Origin of the sequence: Streptomyces sp. NBC_01707, from assembly GCF_041438805.1 — a bacterium.
Taxonomy (GTDB): Bacteria; Actinomycetota; Actinomycetes; order Streptomycetales; family Streptomycetaceae; genus Streptomyces.
This window is the reverse complement of record NZ_CP109190.1, coordinates 53,496-71,673: the sequence shown is the minus strand read 5'-3', so window position 1 is coordinate 71,673 and position 18,178 is coordinate 53,496. Positions and strand designations below refer to the sequence as shown.

The window sequence follows — 18,178 nt, the reverse complement described above, 5'->3', positions numbered from 1 at the left end:
ATTCAGCCTGCCCCGGTGCAGCTCAATGCTCCACTCGCGCTTCCACCACCCAGGCCCGAGGCCCTGCCGCCCGACGTCCTCGCCGCCGTCCTCAAGGCCGCAACACCTCGCACCGAGACGTACGCGTCCTGGCGGCACTCCTTGAGCGAGAGGAAGACGAACGCCGCCATCTCCTTCAGAACCTCGGATACGACCCTGACACCGACTGAACCGGTGCGCCGGGTTCAGCCGGGCCCGTGTGTCGCTCGTCCGGGCCAGGTGCCGCCGAACGTTCCCGCCCGCCTGGTGGGCCTTGATGTACTGGACTCGGAGCTGGGCGAAGCAGGGGAGCGGGACGTGGCCAAATACAGCGGGGGTCACACGGGGCGCGTGAAGGACTTCAAGGACTTCGGGTGGGTGGTGTGGCGCCTCGAGGTCGAGGACCCATCGCAGCTCGCGGGATCCGGATCTGGACGAGCGCACCCGGGAGACGATGACGGAGCTGGCCGCCTTGCTGGGCTGCGTGTACGCCCGCGCGAAGCGATGCCAGCACCTCCTGGAGCCCCAGGGGGATCGGCCAGCACTTGGGCGTCCCGGAGCAGGGCGCCTGGTGTGATCCCCGGGCCGGACACGCCGTCACCGAACGATTGCCGAAACAAGCGGCACGGATCGTGTGAGTGACGGGAGAATGGGGTCATGGGGATTTGGTTGAGAGCGTGTTGGTGGGTGCTGGCAGTGGTCGGGGCCGGTGCAGCGGTGGGCCTGCTGGTGTGGGTGACAGCGGCGGATCTGGAGCGGTCGAGTCAGGTTGCCGGTGTGGTCGGCACGGTGGCGGGTATCGCCGCGCTGGGTGTCGCGTTGCGGCAGCTCAGGACCTCAACTCCGCCGCCACCAGCCCCGACACCTGTCCCGCCGCCGTCGGTTCGTGCGGAGGGTGGATCGAACGCGGCTGGCGGGAGCGCCCGTAACGTGCACGCCCGGGACACCGCCGCCCCGACCACAGCTCCGGTCGCGGGGCCGGCTGGCCCAGGGGTTCACGCGTCGGGCGGGTCGAATGCGGCAGGCGGAGACATCGAAGGCTCGACCGCGCAGCACAGCCGGTGAAGGGCAAACGCCTCCGCGACAAGCAGGACGATACGCCGGCCGCGCCGGAGGTGTCCGCGTCCCAGGGGGCAAACGCGGCGGGCCGTGATCTGGTGAACTCGGTGGCCGTGTACGCCGAGAACGCGCTGCCAGCCGAGGCGTACGGGCCGATACCCGACGACGCCGCCAAGAGCCCGGTGTTGAACATCCCGCGCACCGATCTGTTCATCGGCCGGACCAGCCACCTCGACTTGCTGGACGAGGCGTTCACGAACCCGGGCGGGGTGGTGCTGCGGGCGGTGAGTGGTCTGGGCGGGGTCGGGAAGTCCACGCTCGCCGCCCACTGGGCAGCGCACCGGGCCACCGCACCAGTGCGCTGGTGGATCACTGCCGACAGCCCGGCCGCCATCGACGCCAGCCTCGCCGAACTCGCCCGCGCCCTCCAACCCGGCCTCGCCTCCCTTCCCACCGAACTGCAGAAGGAAAGAGCGGTGGCCTGGCTCGCAGGTCACGACGACTGGCTGCTGATCCTGGACAACGTCGACGCCCCCGCCGACGTACAGCCGCTCCTCAACCGGCTCACTACCCGCGGCCGGGTCCTGATCACAACCCGCATGGCGACGGGGTGGCACCTGCACACCGCCACCATCCGCCTCGACGTCTTCACCCCCACCGAAGCCGTCGACCTCTTCACCCGCATCCTCACCCACGACGGCCCCCGCGACACCGAAGGGACCCCTGACCTGTGCGCCGACCTCGGCCACCTCGCGATCGCCGTCGAACAAGCCGCCGCGTACTGCCACGAAACTGGCACCACCCCGCAGCGCTATCTGGACATGCTCCGCCAGTGGCCAGCCGAGATGCTCGCCGAGAGTGCGGCGGGCACCGACGCCGAGCGCACCGTCGCACGCATCTGGCACCTCACCCTCCACCGCCTTACCACCACCCCCATCGCCGAACAAATCCTCCGCCTTCTCGCCTGGTACGCCCCCGACCACATCCCGCGCACCCTCCTCGACGGACTCGCTCCACCACCGGCGCTCACGACCGCGATCGGCCGACTCATCGCCTACAGCATGATCACCGACAATCCGGACGGAACGCTCTCCGTCCACCGCCTCGTCCAAGCCCTCGCCCGCACCCCACAAACCGACACCACGACTACCGCCCGCGAACAGGCCACCCGCCAACTCCTCACGGTATTTCCAGATGAGACGGGGGTGCCGACGAACTGGCCACGCTGCCGGGAACTCCTCCCACACGTTGGCGCACTGGCGAGCAGCAGCGCACCCCAACTCGACACCACCGACACCACCCGACTCCTGTTCCTGGCAGGTGACTATCAGCGAGAGCAAGGGGCCTTCGCACCCGCCATCGCCTACCTCGCACGCGCCCACGCCGGCAACGCCCAGGTACTGGGCCGGGACCATCCGGACACACTGAAGTCCCAGAGCGCTAGGGCCACCACGTTTCTCCGGGCCGGGGACTTGGAGCGGGCGACTCTGCTGCACGAGCGGACGCTTGCCGACCGCGAGCGTGTCCTTGGAGATGACCACCCGGACACCCTGGCCTCCCGTAACGGCCTGGCTATCGCGTACGCAGACTCCGGGCACCTGGACAGGGCGATCCAACTGCACGAGCGGACGCTTGCCGACCGCGAGCGTGTCCTTGGAGGCGACCATCCGGACACCCTGTCCTCCCGCAATAACCTGGCCATCGCGTGCTACGAGGCCGAAGACCTGGAGCGGGCGATCCCGCTGTTCGAGCGGACGCTCGCCCACCGCGAACGCGTGCTCGGAGCTGACCACCCGGACACACTGCAGTCCCGCTTCAACCTGGCCAACGCGTATTCGAGGGCGGGCGATCGGGAGCGGGCGATTCCGCTGTTCGAGCGGGCGGTTGCAGACCGTGAGCGCGTCCTTGGAGACGACCACCCGAATACCTTGGACGCCCGCCACGGTCTGGCTATTGCGTACGAAGCGGCGGGCGATCGGGAGCGGGCGATGCCGCTGTTTGAGCGAGCCGTTGCAGACTATGAGCGCGTCCTTGGAGGCGACCACCGGGCCACCCTGGACGCCCGCTACGACCTGGCTGATGCGTATTCGGGGGCGGGCGATCGGGAGCGGGCGATTCCGCTGTTCGAGCGGGCGGTTGCAGACCGTGAGCGCGTCCTTGGAGACGACCACCCGAATACCTTGGACGCCCGCCACGGTCTGGCTATTGCGTACGAAGCGGCGGGCGATCGGGAGCGGGCGATGCCGCTGTTTGAGCGAGCCGTTGCAGACTATGAGCGCGTCCTTGGAGGCGACCACCGGGCCACCCTGGACGCCCGCTTCAACCTGGCCAACGCGTATTCGAGGGCGGGCGATCCGGCGCGGGCGATCCTGCTACACGAGCGGACGCTTGCCAGCTACCAGCGCATTCGAGGGGACGGACACCCGGACACCCTAGTCTCCCGTAACGCCCTGGCTATTGCGTACTTCGAGGCCGACGACCTCAAGCGGGCGATTACGCTGCTTGAGCGAACGCTCGCCGACCGCGAGCGTGTCTTTGGAGGCGACCATCCGGACACCCTGTCCTCCCGCAACAACCTGGCCTACGCGTATATGAAGTCGGGCGATCCGGGCCGGGCCATCCTCATGTGGGAGGAGGTACTGGTGGTCTGCGATCGAGTACTTGGGAGCTCACATCAGTTGTCGGCTCTGGTTCGCGAGAACTTGGACTCCGCGCGAGGCTGAGTTGACTCGCGTGAAAGGCGACAGGACGCCAGAGTAGGCAGGCGGCGGGCGCCTACCGCACCCGCAACGTCTACGCCCTCACCCCCGCCTTCTACGGGTGCTGCTCCGCCATCGCGCTATGGGCCCTACGCTGCCCAGTCGTATCCGAGGTTGGCGAGGGCCGCGAGCTGCTGTTCACTGAGCCGGTCGCGGCGGTTTTTCTGGTTGCTGAGAAATACGCCCAGGCGTACGGGGGTGCCGTCGGGGCGTTCTTCGACGTGCTGCCTGCCAACCACGTGCTTCCCCTCTCGCGCAATGTATTGCTGGAGGGCTGCTACGCCCCGCTGGAACGCGTCGGAGGCCTTCGCTGCCCCACAGTCTTCGTGTTGGTTCGTGCTGTGGCCTTGTGGGGCCGTACGGCCGGTTTCACGCCCGCCTCTCCCAAGCGGTGTTGCTGCTCCGGGTTGAGTTGCGCCCAGTCGCGGGCTTGCCGTGCGAGCCAGCGCCCGATGTCATCGCCCCGGTGGGTGACGCCGGGCACGATCTCCTCGAGGCCGGCACCGCCCGCGAGGAGCGCGGTCAGGCCGGTGTAGTGGCGTTGCCAGTCGACGGTCCAGCCGAGTTGTCCGGGGTTCCAGTCGGGGTCGATGGCGGCGAGTTGCTGGGCGCGTCGTGCTGCGCGTTCGGGGTCTTTGCCGAGTCCGCCGGGGCGTCGGAGGTTGGTGAGCCATTGCCCCACCGGCCTGTCGAGGGCGGTCGCGTGCCGAGGGGCGGCCAGGGTGCCGGCCTGTGCGTAGTACGCGCGGGCTGCGGCGAGGTTTTCGGCGAACGCTGTGATGATCTGCAACTTTTTGTCAGTGTTGGTTCGGCATGGTTTTGTCAGTGTGGTTGTCATCGGGTTTGTGCTGTTCAGCGGGATGTGAGTCGGGTTTCGAGTGGTGACACGGATGCCGGTTCAGTGCTGACGTTTTTGACGATGTGCAGGTCATTCGGTTGCAGATCGGTATGGCCTGGAAGGCGTTTCTGCTGGTGAGGTGTGTGTGGGGTGAGGGACCGGAGCCGGTCGGTCTTTACGGGGTGGGGGCCAGGGTGTAGCGGATTCCTGCCGCGGAGCGGTGGAGTTGGTGCCCCTGTCGGACGGCGATGAGGGGGAGGAGTGGGTTTTCGGGGGCGCGGTCGTTGAGTTGTCCGTGGATGCGGGCGGCGTGTATCAGGGGGCGGGTCCTGGGCCGCACTGCCGTGGACTTTGACGACGGTCGCGGCCTCGTTGATGTCGATGCCGCGGATGAGCGAGAGCTGGTTGAGGTCAGCTGCGGTGACGGCGTGGATGGTCAGGGCCGCGGCGTGCAGGGGGTGCGCGACCGTGCCGAGGCGGGCGGAGAGGACTTCCGCGCTGCGAGAGGTGCGGTCATGGCGGTGCGTTGACGGTGGGCTTGTGGGGGCGGCCTCTGATGCGCCCTGGCACGGGGCCCGTGCGGGGCGGTGCACGACGACGCCGGCGGAAGGCGGCCGAAGGGCGATCCATTGACTGTCATCCTGCTGGCGCGACGGTTGCCGTGGCTGATGCTGCTTTATCCCCTCACCCGTCGGCGTGTACGCGCCCAGGCCCAAGTCGACCCGGGCCTGGGGGAGACGGTCGATGATCTGGTACGGGGTCTGCTCGAGGAGCGTCTTCACCTCGGGGCTGACAGGCCGGTGCCACAGGAGAGTGAGGCGGATACCGCACCGCTCGCGCATGGCGAGGAGTTGTCTTTGGCGGGCGGCCGGTGAGGCGGTCGGTGCGGCAGACGATCAGGTGTCCGATGTGGTGGGCGAGTACCCAGGCGCAGGCTGCGCCCCATGCGGGGCGTTGGGAGTCGGCCCAGGTTCCGTAGATTTCTCCGCCTTGGGGGAGGCGTTTGCCCAGGGCGTAGAGGAGGTCGTGGGCGAGGGCGGCGGGTGCGCCGTTGGCGGGACTGGGGTCGATGGTCAGACGTCCCAGGGCCGGGTCGTGTGCGGCGTGTGCGGTGGCTGTCCAGTCGGGGTGGTCGGTCTTGTCGATGAGGACGGTGACCGGGGGAGGGCCGCCGGCGGTCACTACATGCCGCCGATCTTGCTGTAGACCCAGCGCACGAGGTTTTCGTCGACCTGCTTGAGGTTGAGTTTCTTCATACCGGCGAGGACGTGGGTGGTGATGTTGGCCCAGTTGCGGAAGCTTCCGTGGGCGGCCTGCTTGTCGATCGCGTCGATCAACGCGGTGTCCACGTCCGTCCAGACGGGGTGGAAGGCGGGGATCGTGGTCCGTACCTCGTCTTTGGACATGCGGGTGAATTCCTGCCAGATGAAGATCCTGGTAGCCAGCATGGGTTCGCGTCGCAGGACCTTGTAGCAGCCGTCGCCTCCGGCGAAGATCACTGCGATGTTGGTGCGTTTGTCGTCCCACAGGTGGCGCCAGAACTCGAACCCGGTCTTCTTCATCCACTGCGCCTCGTCACAGACCAGGACCCGGAACTCCTCGGCGAGTGCCTCCTTGAGGAGGGTGTCGAATTCGATCGGGCGGGCCGGCGGCTCACCCGGCAGCCCCAGCGCCTGGAAGAGACCGTGGCGGATGTCCCTGGGGGTGGGTCCGGCCCGTAGTTCCAGGCGGTGGGTGATGTCCGGGGCGAGGTGGCGCAGCGCGGAGTTCACCGACATCGTCTTCCCGGATCCGGCCGGTCCGTAGACGCACATCATGGCCTTTGCCTCGATGACGGCCTCGATGTTGTCCCGGGTGGTCAGCAGCGTGTCGGTGCCGACCAGCTGTGCCTGCTCCAGGCCGAGGAAGTGGTCTTCGCTCTCGTCGGGCAGCAGCCCGTAGTCCAGATCAGCGATCATCAGCTTGTTCCGAGATCGGGACGGGCCAGCGCGCGGCGGTCCGTCTGCGCTGCCGCGCCCAGTTCCTCTTTGGCCTGCGCGGAGGTCGAAGAAGTGAGAGGCCTTGGAGGCTTCGAAGCGCTGGCGGCGCAGCTTCTCCGCGGCCTTCAGATCGGCCTTGAGCCGCCGGGCGGCCGCGGTGCGTGCGGCCTGGACGGAGCGGATCTGTTCCCGGCTTGCCGCGGCGGCCAGGAACGCCGACCCGAGGTGGTGGCCGGTGGTGGCGTCGAAGAGTTCGATGGTGTCGTCGTGGTGGCGGAGGTGGCGTACCGAGACTTTGGTGCCGGTGCGGCCGTTCATCCAGGGGGCGAGGTAGTCGCGGCGGCGCCACCGCACTCCGCTGGTGGTGATCGTGTACGTACGGCCGTCGTCCTCCAGCGCGAACGTCGCCAGTTGCGCGGTGGACACATCCGTCAGCGGCGTCGCGTCGGCCTGCCACGCCTCGACGGGGGTTTTCCCGTTCAACGCGGACGGGTGATGACGGGTGTTCCACCAGGTCACCCAACCAGCAGCAGCACCACGAACGCCTCGTACGTCAAGGGCGGGGCCTCGGGGTCGGCGAGCCGGCCGCCGGTGAGATTCTGGCGGCCGGTGTAGCGGGGGAGTGAGACGAGGAACATCTCCTCGACCGTTCGTTCAGCGCCTCGATGGTGCCCTTGAGATGCGGGGCGTAGGCGGGCAGGTCAGTCACGGGGACGGCGAGCGCGCCCATCGCCGCGGTGACCGTCGCGCACAAGAACTCCTTGCCCCGATCCACCCGGATCTGACCGGGCAGCCCGCCCACGGGCCGAACGGCTCGCTGCGGGTGATCGCGATCCGTAAGGAGGCCAGCACCGCGTCGCGGCTCGGCGCGTGCGCGGTGACCGCGACCCCGGTGATCGCTTTGGTGGCGCAGTCGATGAACCAGGTCACCCACGGCGTGGCCAGTTCACCCTCGACGTTGACCTCGACGGGCACGTGCTTGTGGTCGCCTTCCCATACGGCGTTGCGGTGCGTCGGTGGCCGCTGCCCGAACACGTCGTGCGCGCGCCGCGCGGCCTCTCCGCTTTTCAGTCCGGCCCGCTCTCCGCGGGTCAGGTCCCGGCGGATCGCCCGGTGCAGCGTCGACAGGGACGGCACCGCCGGCGCGTCCGGATCCTCGGCCGCTCGCTGCATCAGCTCGGCGTGGACCCGGGAGGCGTTACCGCCCCACAGCGCCAGCAGCCGCCGGATCTCCGCCGTGATTGTGAAGCGCGACGCCTCTACCCGAGCGAAGCGCTGATCTTGAAGCGCGGCGGCCAGCCACCGCCACACGGTCCGCTCCGATTTCCCCAACGCCTGGGCGACCAGACGTACATGCGCAGCGGTCAGTTCCCCGCGTTCGTCGAGGTCCAGCAGCCGGGGCATCGCTGCCGCCCGCCCGGTCTGGGGCCAGAACACCGCCGACGGGCCGCTTTCGTCCTCGGCAGCTGCCCTCGCCGGGTGCATGCCCCTGGGTGTCGACAATCGAGACGGACAGCACGTTTTGCCGCCCGAGTCTTTAGGTGTGCCAGGTCTTCGGCACTCAGCTGACCAGTATCGGCATACGGCTGACAGCAGTTGTCGCCATCCACTACGCCGCCCCTGACACCCCGCGCGCGGCATTGCTGAACTCCCGTTCCCTGGCTCCCTGGCCGGGGAGCGGAGTTCAGCAGCGGCTCGGTGCCCGGCTCGGTTACGCTCGATGGGCGGCTTGATACCTGCCGCGCAATTTCGGATCGAAAGCAGCTCACCTCCGTGGCGACCGGCCCTGATGTCATCGAGACTGACGACGATGAGATTTCCACCTCGGCACCGGCTGTCATGGACCCGGCCCGGCTCGGGGAGCTGGCTGCCTGCGCTGCTGTTTTCCTGCCCGCTGACCCGCCCCGGCTTGGCCGGGTGGCGTTCTGGCGTACCGACGGCCAAGCTCCGCCCGCGGTGACCGGCCGGCTGACCGTGGTGAGGCCGCATGGTGTTTCTGTGCGGCGCCGTGATGTCGACGCCACGATCGTGCCGGTCTCCCAGGCCCTGCCCGCCCTTGGCCGGATGCGCGGTGTGCCGGGAGCGGACCGGGCCGCCGCGTTCTGGGGCGCGGCGAGTGTGCTTGCTCTGCAACTCCTCGCCCGTGGCAGACTCTTGCCCGGTGTCAGCCCCGGTGGTTTCGACGCCTGGCGTATCGGGCCGTACGACCAGCAGGACGTGGCGCGGGTGCGGGAGTTGGCTGCTGCGATGCCGCCCGAGGCCCGGGCGGTGCCGCTGGCCGGACCGGCGCCGGTTCGCCTGCCCGAGGCCGAGCCGCTGTTGCGGGCCTTCCTGGACGCGGTGGCCGATGCGCTGCCCCGTACGCCCGCCGCACCGGCGGCCGCCGGCGCCACGGCCTGGACCGCTCAGGCGCCGCAGCCGGTTCCCCACCAGCGCGGCTGGGCGGCGGAGGTCGCCGCCGGGCTGGATGCGGGGGTACGAGTCTCCCTGCGGCTGGAGCTCCCCGGCCTGCCCGCCCGCGACCGGGACGACATCGACGATCCGGGCGCCTGGGAGGACGAAGACGGGGGCAGTCCCTTCCGGGCTGTCGTCCAGCTGCACAGCCTCGGTGACGCCACCGTGGTGGCGGACGCCGCGGACATCTGGTCGGGCCGGTCGGCCGCCAGCGGCGTTTTCGGTCCGCGTACGAAGATCGACACTTTGCTGACGCTGCGCCGGGCCGCGAGGGCCTGGCCGCCGCTGGGCCGGTTGCTCACCGCCGTCGCTCCCGCCGAGCTGGAGCTCTCGGACACCGAGGTGTCCGAGCTGCTCGGGGAAACCGCTGCCCCTCTGGCTGCCGCGGGGATCCAGGTGCACTGGCCGAAGGAGCTGGCCCGCGAACTCCTCGCCCGCGCGGTGGTCGAGCCGGCCGAGAGGGCCGGCTCTGACCAGCCGTCCGTGCTTGGTGCCGATACGTTGCTCACCTTCCGCTGGCAGCTCACCGTCGGTGGCCGCGAGCTGGACGACGCCGAGCTGGACCAGTTGGCCGAGGCTCAGCGGCCCGTGGTGCGGCTGCGTGACCAGTGGGTGCTGATCGACCCGGAAGTGCTGGCCCGGGCCAGGGACCGCCAAGACCGCCAACTTACCCCTGTCCAGGCACTGGGCACGGTCCTTGGCGGCAGCGTGGAGGTCGGCGGCCAGTGGGTGGAGGTCACGGCCGGCGGCTGGCTGACCGAACTGAAAGAACGGCTCGCGGACCCCGAGGCCACGGCCCGCCGGGCACCGCTGGCGCAGCCCGCCGCGCTGAGGGCGACCCTGCGGGACTATCAGCTGCGCGGTCTGGCCTGGCTTCATCAGATGACCGAGCTTGGACTCGGCGGCTGCCTCGCCGACGACATGGGCCTGGGCAAGACCATCACTTTGATCGCCCTGCACCTGCACCGGCAGAACATTCCGGCACTCGCGGGCCCGACCCTGGTGGTCTGTCCGACCTCGCTGCTCGGCAACTGGAGCCGGGAGATCGAGCGGTTCGCTCCAGGCACGTCCGTGCGCCGCTTTCACGGCCCGGCCCGCAGCCTGGAAGATTTGGTGCCGGGCGAGTTCGTCCTCACCACCTACGCGACGATGCGCCTGCACACCGCGCAACTGACCGCGGTGGGCGCCTGGGGCCTGGTGGTCGCGGATGAGGCCCAGCACGTGAAGAACCCCTTCTCCGCCACCGCCAAGGCGCTGCGCACCCTCCCCACCCAGGCCAGGGTCGCTCTGACCGGCACACCGGTGGAGAACAACCTCTCCGAACTGTGGGCACTGCTGGACTGGACCACCCCGGGCCTGCTGGGCCCGCTCAAGGCTTTCCGCGACCGCTACGCCCGGGGCGCGGAGAGCGGTGAGGATCCGCAGGCGGCCGTCCGGCTCGCCGCGGTGGTCCGGCCGTTTCTGCTGCGCCGTAAGAAGGCCGACCCGGGGATCGCTCCGGAGCTCCCGCCGAAGACCGAGACGGACCGGGCGGTCGCTCTGACGAAGGAGCAGATCGCGCTGTACGAGGCGGTGGTCCGCGAGACTCTCGCCGAGATCCGTCAGAGGGACGGCTTCGCCCGGCGTGGCCTGGTGGTCAAGCTGCTGACCGCTCTGAAGCAGATCTGCAACCACCCTGCGCAGTACCTCAAAGAACAGGGCGGCACGATCGCGGGCCGGTCCGGGAAGCTCGACCTGCTCGACGAACTGCTCGACACCATCCTGTCCGAGGACGGTGCGGTGTTGGTTTTCACCCAATACACCGCGATGGCCCGGCTGATCGAGGCGCACCTGACAGCACGCTCGGTGCCCGTCCAGTTCCTGCACGGCGGTACCTCGGTCAGCCGGCGCGAGGAGATGGTGCGGCGCTTCCAGGACGGGCAGGTTCCCGTCTTCCTGCTCTCCCTCAAGGCGGCCGGGACCGGCCTGAACCTGACCCGGGCCGGGCATGTGATCCACTTCGACCGCTGGTGGAACCCTGCAGTGGAGGACCAGGCCACCGACCGGGCCTACCGGATCGGGCAGACCCAGCCGGTACAGGTGCACCGCATGATCGCGGAGGGCACGGTGGAGGACCGCATCGCCGAGATGCTCAAGCGGAAGAAGGATCTCGCACAATCCGTACTCAGTGGCGGCGAAGCCGCGTTCACCGAGCTGACCGACGCCGAACTCGCCGATCTCGTCCAGCTTCAGACGAGCTCCCGATGAGCCGCCCGAAGAAGGCTGACGACGGCCGTACCCGGACCTTCCCACCGCTGACTGCGGCCCGGGGGCGGCGGTCCTTCGCCGAATCCTGGTGGGGCAACGCGTGGGTGGAAGCACTGGAAGGCAAGCAGCGCCTGGCGACGGGGCGTCTCGCGAGGGGACGGACCTACGCGCGCGGCGGCAACGTCGGTGAGATCACCGTCACCCCGGGCCGGGTGGCCGCCCGTGTCCAAGGCAGCCGCCCTGCGCCGTACCGGACGTCGATGGACATCCCCCAACTCAGCCCCCGTGACTGGGAACTGCTGCTGGATACCGCCGCCGGCCAGGCCGGGCATATCGCGGCCCTGCTCGACCGGGACATGCCCACCACCCTGGTCGACGACGCCGCCCGGGCCGGCGTCCGCCTGCTGCCCCGGCGAGGCGAACTGACCCCCAACTGCTCCTGCCCCGACTGGGGCTACCCCTGCAAACACGCCGCCGCCGTCTTCTACCAGGTGGCCCGCCTCCTCGACCACGACCCGTTCGTCCTGCTCCTGCTGCGTGGGCGCGGCGAGCGCGAACTGATGAACGAGCTCCAGCGGCGCAACGCCGTCCAGGCAGCGGCCGAGGACACCGCGCCGCAGGACCTCGCCCCGGCCGGACCGCTCGGTGTGCCCGCCCGCGACGTATTCGCCACCGCCCGCGCAGGGATAGCACCCCTGCCTGCCCCGCCACCCGAGGCTGACCGCCCAGCGCAGGTGGCATCGTTCGCGACCGCGGGCGACCCCGCACCCGAACTGGACCCGTCGGCCCTTCAGTTCCTGGCGGCCGACACGGCCACCCGCGCGGCACGACTGCTCCGCCAGGCCGCGCTGTCCCACGACATCCCGCACCAGCCCACCGGCCCGGCCAACCTCACCGCGGCCGAGGATCTCGTACGCCTCGCGGCGGCCGCACCCCCGTCGGGAGTTTTCGCCCGGCTCTGCGGGCACGCAGGCCGCACCCCCCAGGCGCTCACACGAGCGGTACGGGCCTGGCGGCAGGGCGGCGCCGCAGCCCTGCCGGTCCTGGACGACGCGTGGGACCCGGACCCCTCGCAACTCAACCTGGCCCGCGAGGCGATCAAGCAAGCGTGGGAGGGCGAACAGCCCCCAGGACTGCGAACCGCCCGCAACCGGCTGACGGTGATCGGACACGACGCCCAGCTACGGCTGGGCACCGACGGACGCTGGTACCCGTACCGCAAGGAACAGGGCGGCTGGTGGCCGGCCGGTCCCGCAGACCGGGACGTGACAGCAGTACTGGCCGGGCTGCTCGCCAGCCCGGACATCACGCCCACCCCACGCCCAGCTCCGCGAGCGCGACGCGCTGCTCCGCGGTGAGCTTGTCGCGGCGGGTCTTGGTGTTCGTGATCCGCACGCCCAGCTTCACCATGACGGGGGCGGTCTCGCTTTCCGCGACGATCTCTTCTGCGTGCCCGCGCGGACCCGGTGGTGGCCCTCCCGGGCGATGTTGAGGTCTTTGATCAGGTCGGCTGTTTTGCTGCGTGGTGGTGCGGGTCCGCGACCGGTCCCGTCTACGTGTTGATCACGCTGGGAGGGGATCGCTGGTGTCGTCCGTGACGGTCGAGGTGATCTCTCACTGCGTAGGGCTGTACTTCCGGTTCCCGCTGTCATTCCGCGAGCTCGAGGAGCTGATGCTCGAGCGCGGTGTGATCGTCTCCCACGAGACGGTGCGGCGGTGGTGCGCCAAGTTCGGGGAGGCCTATGCCGACGGACTGCGGCGCCGACGTCCCCGGCCCGGTGACAAGTGGCATCTGGACGAGGTCTTCATCAGGATTAACGGGGTGCAGAAGTATCTGTGGCGGGCTGTCGACCAGGACGGGCCGTGTTGTCCGACACCGACAGCCCATTGCCACGAAGTGTGATGTAGGTGTAATCTAGATCCATGTCGAGTACATATCCGATTGCTGAAGCCCGTACCTGTCTGGGTGACCTCGCGCGTCGTGCCGCCCAGCACGAGCACATCACCCTCACCGACCGGGGTACACCCGCTGCCGTCCTGATCTCGCCCGCGGAACTGGAGGACCTCGAAGACGCCCTGGCCATCGCGCGCCTGGAGCGCGACAGGGCCCTGGGGATCACCCCCGCTCCCGTCCCCCACGCCGAGGCGCGTCTTGCGCTCCTCGACGCGGCAGGTCGGAGCGGAGAGTGAGCTGGAGCGTCACCTGGGAGCCTGCCGCCCTCAATGAAGCAGCCGGCCACCTGAAGGCCGACCCTGCCGGCGTGGACGCACTGCTGCATGCCACGGACCGGCTTGCGGATGATCCGGCCCCCGAAGGCTCTCGCGCGTGGGGAAGCAGTCACCGGCGTCTGCACAGCGGCCCTTGGAGAATCCTGTACCGCATCGATACCCAGAACAGCACGCTGCACATTGAGCACGTAGGACACACCGCCTGATCGAGAGGCGGGCAAACTCCCTGAGGCTTCGGGCAAGATTCTGGCGTTGTCACGTTGTTGGGTGTGCGTGTCGGGCCTTCCCCGTGAAGGTGGGCACGCGGTTATTGATCACGCGGCGAGCGTGAGTTTAGCGGTGTGGTGTCGGTGTTCGTATTCGTTGGGGCTGAGGTGGCCGTGGCGGAGTGCCGGCGGCGGGTGTTGTAGCGGGTCAGCCAGGCGAAGACGGTCCTGCGGCAGGTGCCGGCGTCACCGTAGTCGCGGGCGCCCTGGAGAGTCTCGCGTTTCAGGGACGCGTGGTAGCTTTCGCAGGCCGCGTTGTCGGCGCTGGTGCCGACCGCGCCCATTGACCGGGTGACTCCGAGCTGGTCGCAGAGGGCGGTGAAGGCCCGGGATCCGTATTGCGCTCCGTGGTCGCAGTGGAACGCGGCGCCGACCAGGCCGCCGCGGGTCGAGGCTGCCATCCGCAGTGCGTCGGTGACCAGGTCGGTGCGCATGTGGTCGGCGATGTGGACCAGCCGACGATCTTGCGGCTGAAGCAGTCCAGCACCGTCGCGAGATAAGCTTGTTCTTTATCTACTAAGGTCTTCCGGGCTTGCCGATGGCCTTGAGGGTCTCGGGGCGTTTGACGGTCTTGCCGACGTCGTAGCGGGGTGCCCGGTGTTTGTTCTTGGCGCCGGGCGGACGTCCGGGGCCGGTGCCCCGGGGTTTGGGAACACGGGCCGGGCAGGCGAGAGGCTGTCGCACGGTTCCTGCCCGGTGAAGGTCAAGAGCGCTTCCTGGGTGCGTGCTTGATCAGTTTGTTGAGGTTGTGGACCGTGCCGAGGAGCTTGATCTCGGTGTCCACGGCCCGGCGGCCGCGCTAGCTGAGGTGGCGCCCGAATCGTTGGAAGAGCTGGGCGAACCCCGGCTCGACCAGGGCACTGCGCTGACGGTACTGGGCCCGTCCTGTCGGGGTGGCGAGGCGGGCCGCCATGTCCTGCTGGCCGGCAGGGGCCTGCTGGCGTTTCGCGGGGAAGCCTGCCTGGTCGGCATCGCTGGTGACCGAGAGCAGCAGTGGGAGGTCAGCGAGGGCCTCGAAGGCGGCGGCGGAAGCGTACCCGCTGTCGGCGAGCCAGAGTTGGATGTCTCCGGGGAGTCCTGCGGCCTGGTGATTGTGCTGCGTCTTGTTCACCATCGGAACGAGGGCCGTTCTGTCCGAGGGATTGTCGTGCGCTTCGATGGCCAGCAAGAACTGGCGGCGAGCGCACACAATCTGGATGTTGTATCCCTGCAGGTAGCCGCCGCGTTTGCCAGGAACCAGCCGGGAGTCGGGATCGCTCAGGCAGGCGCGGGACTCCGGATGTTCTCGGAGCGGAGCAGTTTGGCGACCTCTTGGACGAGGTCTGTCCCATACGAACCGGTGCTTACGCGGGTGATGCCGCTGTCCGTGACGACAAGCAGTGCGGTTGTTGCGTTGCTGCTGGCTTTGTTGCGCCTGAAGAGTGCCATCCGGGGATGGTACTTGGTGTGAGCACGCCATCCGTAAGTGGCTGACGCTGACGGATCAGACTTTTGTGATGACCGCCTTCATCTCGGCTCCGGCCAGCCACCGCTCCAGCGCCGCAACGACCAGCAGCACCGCCAGATCGGTCTCGACCGCCAGCGCGTCACCGTCCAGCAGTCCCGCGCCCACGCACCGCGGTGCGCGGCACCCGGAGGGGGACGCGATCGCGAACGCGGTCTTGAAGTACTGCTTGCGCCGCTGCAGCACCTCCAGCGCGGCGGACGGCAGCAGCTGCACCACCTGGGCCTTGCACCGCAGGTAGGGCGAGGGCAGGCCCGGGCGGTAGCGGTCACCGAGCGGCAGCGCGAACGCGGCGGCCAGGAACGCCTCGTGCAGGAGCAGCGACGCGCCTCCGCGACCGGCCCGGCAGGCGGGATCGCCTCACGGGGGAAGGCCGCGTCCTGCGCGTCGGCCTGAGCCCACGATCGCCCGTCCCGTGCACCTGCGTGTCCACCCATTCCCTCGCCCAGGGTCGCCGCCGACCGGTAGGGCTCGGCGAGGACGGCCGGGGCGATGCCGCCGATCCTGATACGGAGCCCGCGCCAAAGCGCTCGATCACGCCGCGAGAGCCCAACGTCAGCCAGAGCAACTGCATGCCTACGACTGCGCGATGATTCTCGCCAGCAACAGCTCCACCGCGTCCTCGGGCAGATGACTGAGCAGACGGCCGGCAGCCGACGGGGGCAGGAGAGCCGACAACGCAAACCTCTACGTCAACCGCACGGGAATCCCCTGCGAACATCTTGCGCACGACTTCAAACGCCCTCTCATGCGGTGAAGGTGGCGATCAGTCGGGGCAGGAGTACGGCATTGGGGGTGTCCAGGGGAACTCTGGTGGCGGCTTGGGACTGGCCGTGCAGGTAGAACCAGACGTTGCCGTCGGCCGCCCGCGCCCCCGCGAGCGACGACCACGACGGGTTGAACCGGTGGGCCAGGAGGCCCTCCGGGCGGATCTGAAGACCACCGATCCGGACGGTCTCGCCACGGCGGACACGGTCGACGAGCCCTGCCACGAGCTGCGGTTCGACGTACCGTTGGACGAACTCGACCATGGCGATCCACTCGGGCGGCGTCACGTGGTTCTTGCCGTTCTTGAACCACCCGAGGCCGATCACCGGCTTCCGCCCACGCTCGTCGTGACCCACGGACAGCTGGTACGAGGTGTCGTGCATGCTCGGGAAGAGGAACCCTCGGTGGATGGTGTGTGTGGCGGAGTAGGACACCCATTCCACTTCTTCGAGCTCGATCGAGTGGCGGCCGTACACGATCTGCCGTTCGTCGGCGTACAACTGCTTTCCGCGGAGCACGGTGTTCACCATCCGGGGCGGCGGCGCGACAGGCCCGCGCGGCTCGGTGCGGTGGTCGGTGGCGGCGCGCGGCTCGGACGCGGCGGGTTTCCCGGCAGCCGCGGCATGACGCTTCAGCCAGCCGGGGACCTCGCCCCTCGGGTAGGCGGCGAAGTCGTTGCGGTAGTGATGGGGGGCCAGCAGGTCCTCGGTGGGGAAGGGCTCGTCGCCGTAGTCGTACTCGGTCATGACGTGGGCACCTGTTCCCACGCTGTGGCTGACGGTGAGCAGCAGGCGCCACCACGGCCCGGCCGGCAGGTGCGCGGCGAGGTGTCGCTGTCGGCGGACCAGCAGGGCTATTTGCTCGGGAACAGGGGTCTCGGTGCGTCGTTTCCCGGACCGGAAGCGCAGTTGGGCGACTTCGCCGGAGACGGTGAATGAGAAGATTGCGGTGAAGTGGTCCCATCCCGGTGGGCCGAGCTGTGCCAGTTGCTGCGTGATCGGGCCGACCAGCCGTGATGCCCTGGCCACGATCTCTTCTGTGGAGGGGCCGACGACGGTGAACGAACTGATGCCCGCGGCGCCGCCCGATGCGGCGTCGAGCCGCATGACCTCCTCCTTGAGGTCGGTCATGAACCGGTCGGCTGCGGGACTTCGGCAGAGGTAGGTCTCCTCGGCGGTGAACATCTCCTCGGCCTGGTGCGGGGGGACCGAACTCGAGATCTCCTTGATCCGCCCGGCGTCGCTGACAAGGAACACCGACCGGCCCACCGGCATGTCCAGGAAGGCCATCGGGTCGCTATCGTCGACGTTCACCGGTGCGTACACGCTCCAGCCCGCCGCGAAGCGATCCGCCGTCAGGCCCTGCGTGGGGTAGTCCAGGCGGCGTGACAGGATCTCCTCCACGACCAACGAGATCGCCTGTACTGCCGCCATCCGCCTGTCCTCGGGCATCGATACGTCCTCGAGAGGGTGGTGGCCCGCTGGCAACCGCCTCCCGTGACGGCGCGTGAGGTCGAACCAGAGGCACATCTCCTCGGCAGTATCGACGTCGACATCGGCCGCGATCACTGACCAGGAGTTGTCGCTGCCGCGCCCGTAGAGCGTGACCACGTCACTGTCGTGCCGGCCGGCTATGACGTAGTCCGACTCGTGGAGATCGCCGAGTGCGGCGGCCTCGGCGGGCGTAGGCCTTGTGGGGCTGACACGTTCCCCGAACGGCTCGCCGTCCACGCCGATCGCGGTCAGCAGGTAATCGCCGGTGGAGGCGCGGCCGACCTCGGGCTCCTCGTCCCAGGCCGGCCGCGGCCCGCACAGGGCATCGTGCTGCCGGCGCAGTTCCACGACGACGGCGGCAGGGGCGCCGGAGGTGAGGACCGACCAGGTGCCGGTGGCGTCTCTTCCGTAGAGGGTGATGTCGTTGCCGTGACGGACCGACACGTAGTTCGTGCGATGCCCGGCACCGAATGCGGTGGCTTCGCCATGGGTGGGTGCGGTGGGGACGATCTGTTCCCCGAGCCGTTTGCCGTCGGCGTCGGTGGCAGCCATCACGTACTGAGG

14 protein-coding genes and 3 pseudogenes are annotated in these 18,178 nt (G+C 69.1%); 7 read left to right on the top strand and 10 right to left on the bottom strand.

Annotated features, from left to right (window positions below; all coding sequences use genetic code 11):
- Positions 1 to 1,079 precede the first annotated feature (1,079 nt).
- The gene (locus tag OG963_RS00315) at positions 1,080 to 3,800 is read left to right on the top strand and encodes a tetratricopeptide repeat protein (RefSeq protein ID WP_327425363.1); all 2,721 of its coding nucleotides are present in this window, start codon (positions 1,080 to 1,082) and stop codon (positions 3,798 to 3,800) included.
- A 125-nt stretch (positions 3,801 to 3,925) separates the two neighbouring features.
- Here OG963_RS00315 and OG963_RS00310 read toward each other — a convergent pair whose 3' ends face one another.
- Both OG963_RS00310 and OG963_RS00305 read right to left on the bottom strand, forming a co-directional pair.
- Positions 3,926 to 4,096 (bottom strand): hypothetical protein, encoded by a 171-nt coding sequence (locus OG963_RS00310; RefSeq protein WP_327425751.1) that lies wholly within the window; start codon positions 4,094 to 4,096, stop codon positions 3,926 to 3,928.
- Between the two features lie 17 nt (positions 4,097 to 4,113).
- Positions 4,114 to 4,626, bottom strand: coding sequence for a helicase associated domain-containing protein (locus OG963_RS00305; protein WP_327425362.1), 513 nt, complete (start codon positions 4,624 to 4,626; stop codon positions 4,114 to 4,116).
- A 635-nt stretch (positions 4,627 to 5,261) separates the two neighbouring features.
- On the opposite strand from OG963_RS00305, the gene OG963_RS00300 reads away from it, so the two are divergent.
- Complete coding sequence (locus OG963_RS00300; RefSeq protein ID WP_371798142.1) at positions 5,262 to 5,549, top strand: hypothetical protein; 288 nt, start codon at positions 5,262 to 5,264, stop codon at positions 5,547 to 5,549.
- A 306-nt stretch (positions 5,550 to 5,855) separates the two neighbouring features.
- Here OG963_RS00300 and OG963_RS00295 read toward each other — a convergent pair whose 3' ends face one another.
- From OG963_RS00295 to OG963_RS00285, 3 genes are all read right to left on the bottom strand, one after another.
- Entirely contained in the window at positions 5,856 to 7,172 is a 1,317-nt protein-coding gene (locus OG963_RS00295; RefSeq protein WP_331762217.1) for an AAA family ATPase, read from the bottom strand.
- Complete coding sequence (locus OG963_RS00290) at positions 7,169 to 7,291, bottom strand: hypothetical protein (RefSeq protein ID WP_327425358.1); 123 nt, start codon at positions 7,289 to 7,291, stop codon at positions 7,169 to 7,171. The genes OG963_RS00295 and OG963_RS00290 overlap by 4 nt, the downstream gene beginning before the upstream one ends.
- Before the next feature lie 67 nt (positions 7,292 to 7,358).
- Positions 7,359 to 8,138, bottom strand: coding sequence for a hypothetical protein (locus OG963_RS00285; RefSeq protein ID WP_327425357.1), 780 nt, complete (start codon positions 8,136 to 8,138; stop codon positions 7,359 to 7,361).
- 354 nt (positions 8,139 to 8,492) lie between these two features.
- Between OG963_RS00285 and OG963_RS00280 the strand changes: the two genes are divergently transcribed.
- The 5 genes and pseudogenes from OG963_RS00280 (at position 8,493) to OG963_RS00260 (ending at position 13,789) form a co-directional block, all read left to right on the top strand.
- On the top strand, positions 8,493 to 11,354 hold the full coding sequence (locus OG963_RS00280; RefSeq protein ID WP_327425750.1) for a DEAD/DEAH box helicase: 2,862 nt from the start codon (positions 8,493 to 8,495) through the stop codon (positions 11,352 to 11,354).
- Complete coding sequence (locus tag OG963_RS00275; RefSeq protein WP_327425356.1) at positions 11,351 to 12,712, top strand: SWIM zinc finger family protein; 1,362 nt, start codon at positions 11,351 to 11,353, stop codon at positions 12,710 to 12,712. The genes OG963_RS00280 and OG963_RS00275 overlap by 4 nt, the downstream gene beginning before the upstream one ends.
- Positions 12,713 to 12,936: 224 nt before the next feature.
- Positions 12,937 to 13,215 (top strand): annotated as a pseudogene (locus OG963_RS00270) (transposase); the annotation flags it as partial.
- A gap of 62 nt (positions 13,216 to 13,277) precedes the next feature.
- Entirely contained in the window at positions 13,278 to 13,544 is a 267-nt protein-coding gene (locus tag OG963_RS00265) for a type II toxin-antitoxin system prevent-host-death family antitoxin (protein ID WP_327425355.1), read from the top strand.
- Positions 13,541 to 13,789 (top strand): type II toxin-antitoxin system RelE/ParE family toxin, encoded by a 249-nt coding sequence (locus OG963_RS00260; protein ID WP_327425354.1) that lies wholly within the window; start codon positions 13,541 to 13,543, stop codon positions 13,787 to 13,789. Before OG963_RS00265 ends, OG963_RS00260 begins: the two co-directional genes overlap by 4 nt.
- Before the next feature lie 108 nt (positions 13,790 to 13,897).
- Here OG963_RS00260 and OG963_RS00255 read toward each other — a convergent pair.
- From OG963_RS00255 to OG963_RS00235, 5 genes and pseudogenes are all read right to left on the bottom strand, one after another.
- Positions 13,898 to 14,363: pseudogene (locus tag OG963_RS00255) on the bottom strand (IS3 family transposase); the annotation flags it as partial.
- Positions 14,364 to 14,365: 2 nt separating this feature from the next.
- Positions 14,366 to 14,533: pseudogene (locus OG963_RS00250) on the bottom strand (transposase); the annotation flags it as partial.
- A gap of 115 nt (positions 14,534 to 14,648) precedes the next feature.
- Entirely contained in the window at positions 14,649 to 15,308 is a 660-nt protein-coding gene (locus tag OG963_RS00245) for a transposase (RefSeq protein ID WP_371798141.1), read from the bottom strand.
- Between the two features lie 24 nt (positions 15,309 to 15,332).
- Positions 15,333 to 15,572: a hypothetical protein gene (locus OG963_RS00240; RefSeq protein WP_327425352.1), complete on the bottom strand. Its 240-nt coding sequence runs from the start codon at positions 15,570 to 15,572 to the stop codon at positions 15,333 to 15,335.
- Between the two features lie 527 nt (positions 15,573 to 16,099).
- Positions 16,100 to 18,166 (bottom strand): hypothetical protein, encoded by a 2,067-nt coding sequence (locus OG963_RS00235; protein ID WP_371798140.1) that lies wholly within the window; start codon positions 18,164 to 18,166, stop codon positions 16,100 to 16,102.
- Between the last annotated feature and the right edge of the window lie 12 nt (positions 18,167 to 18,178).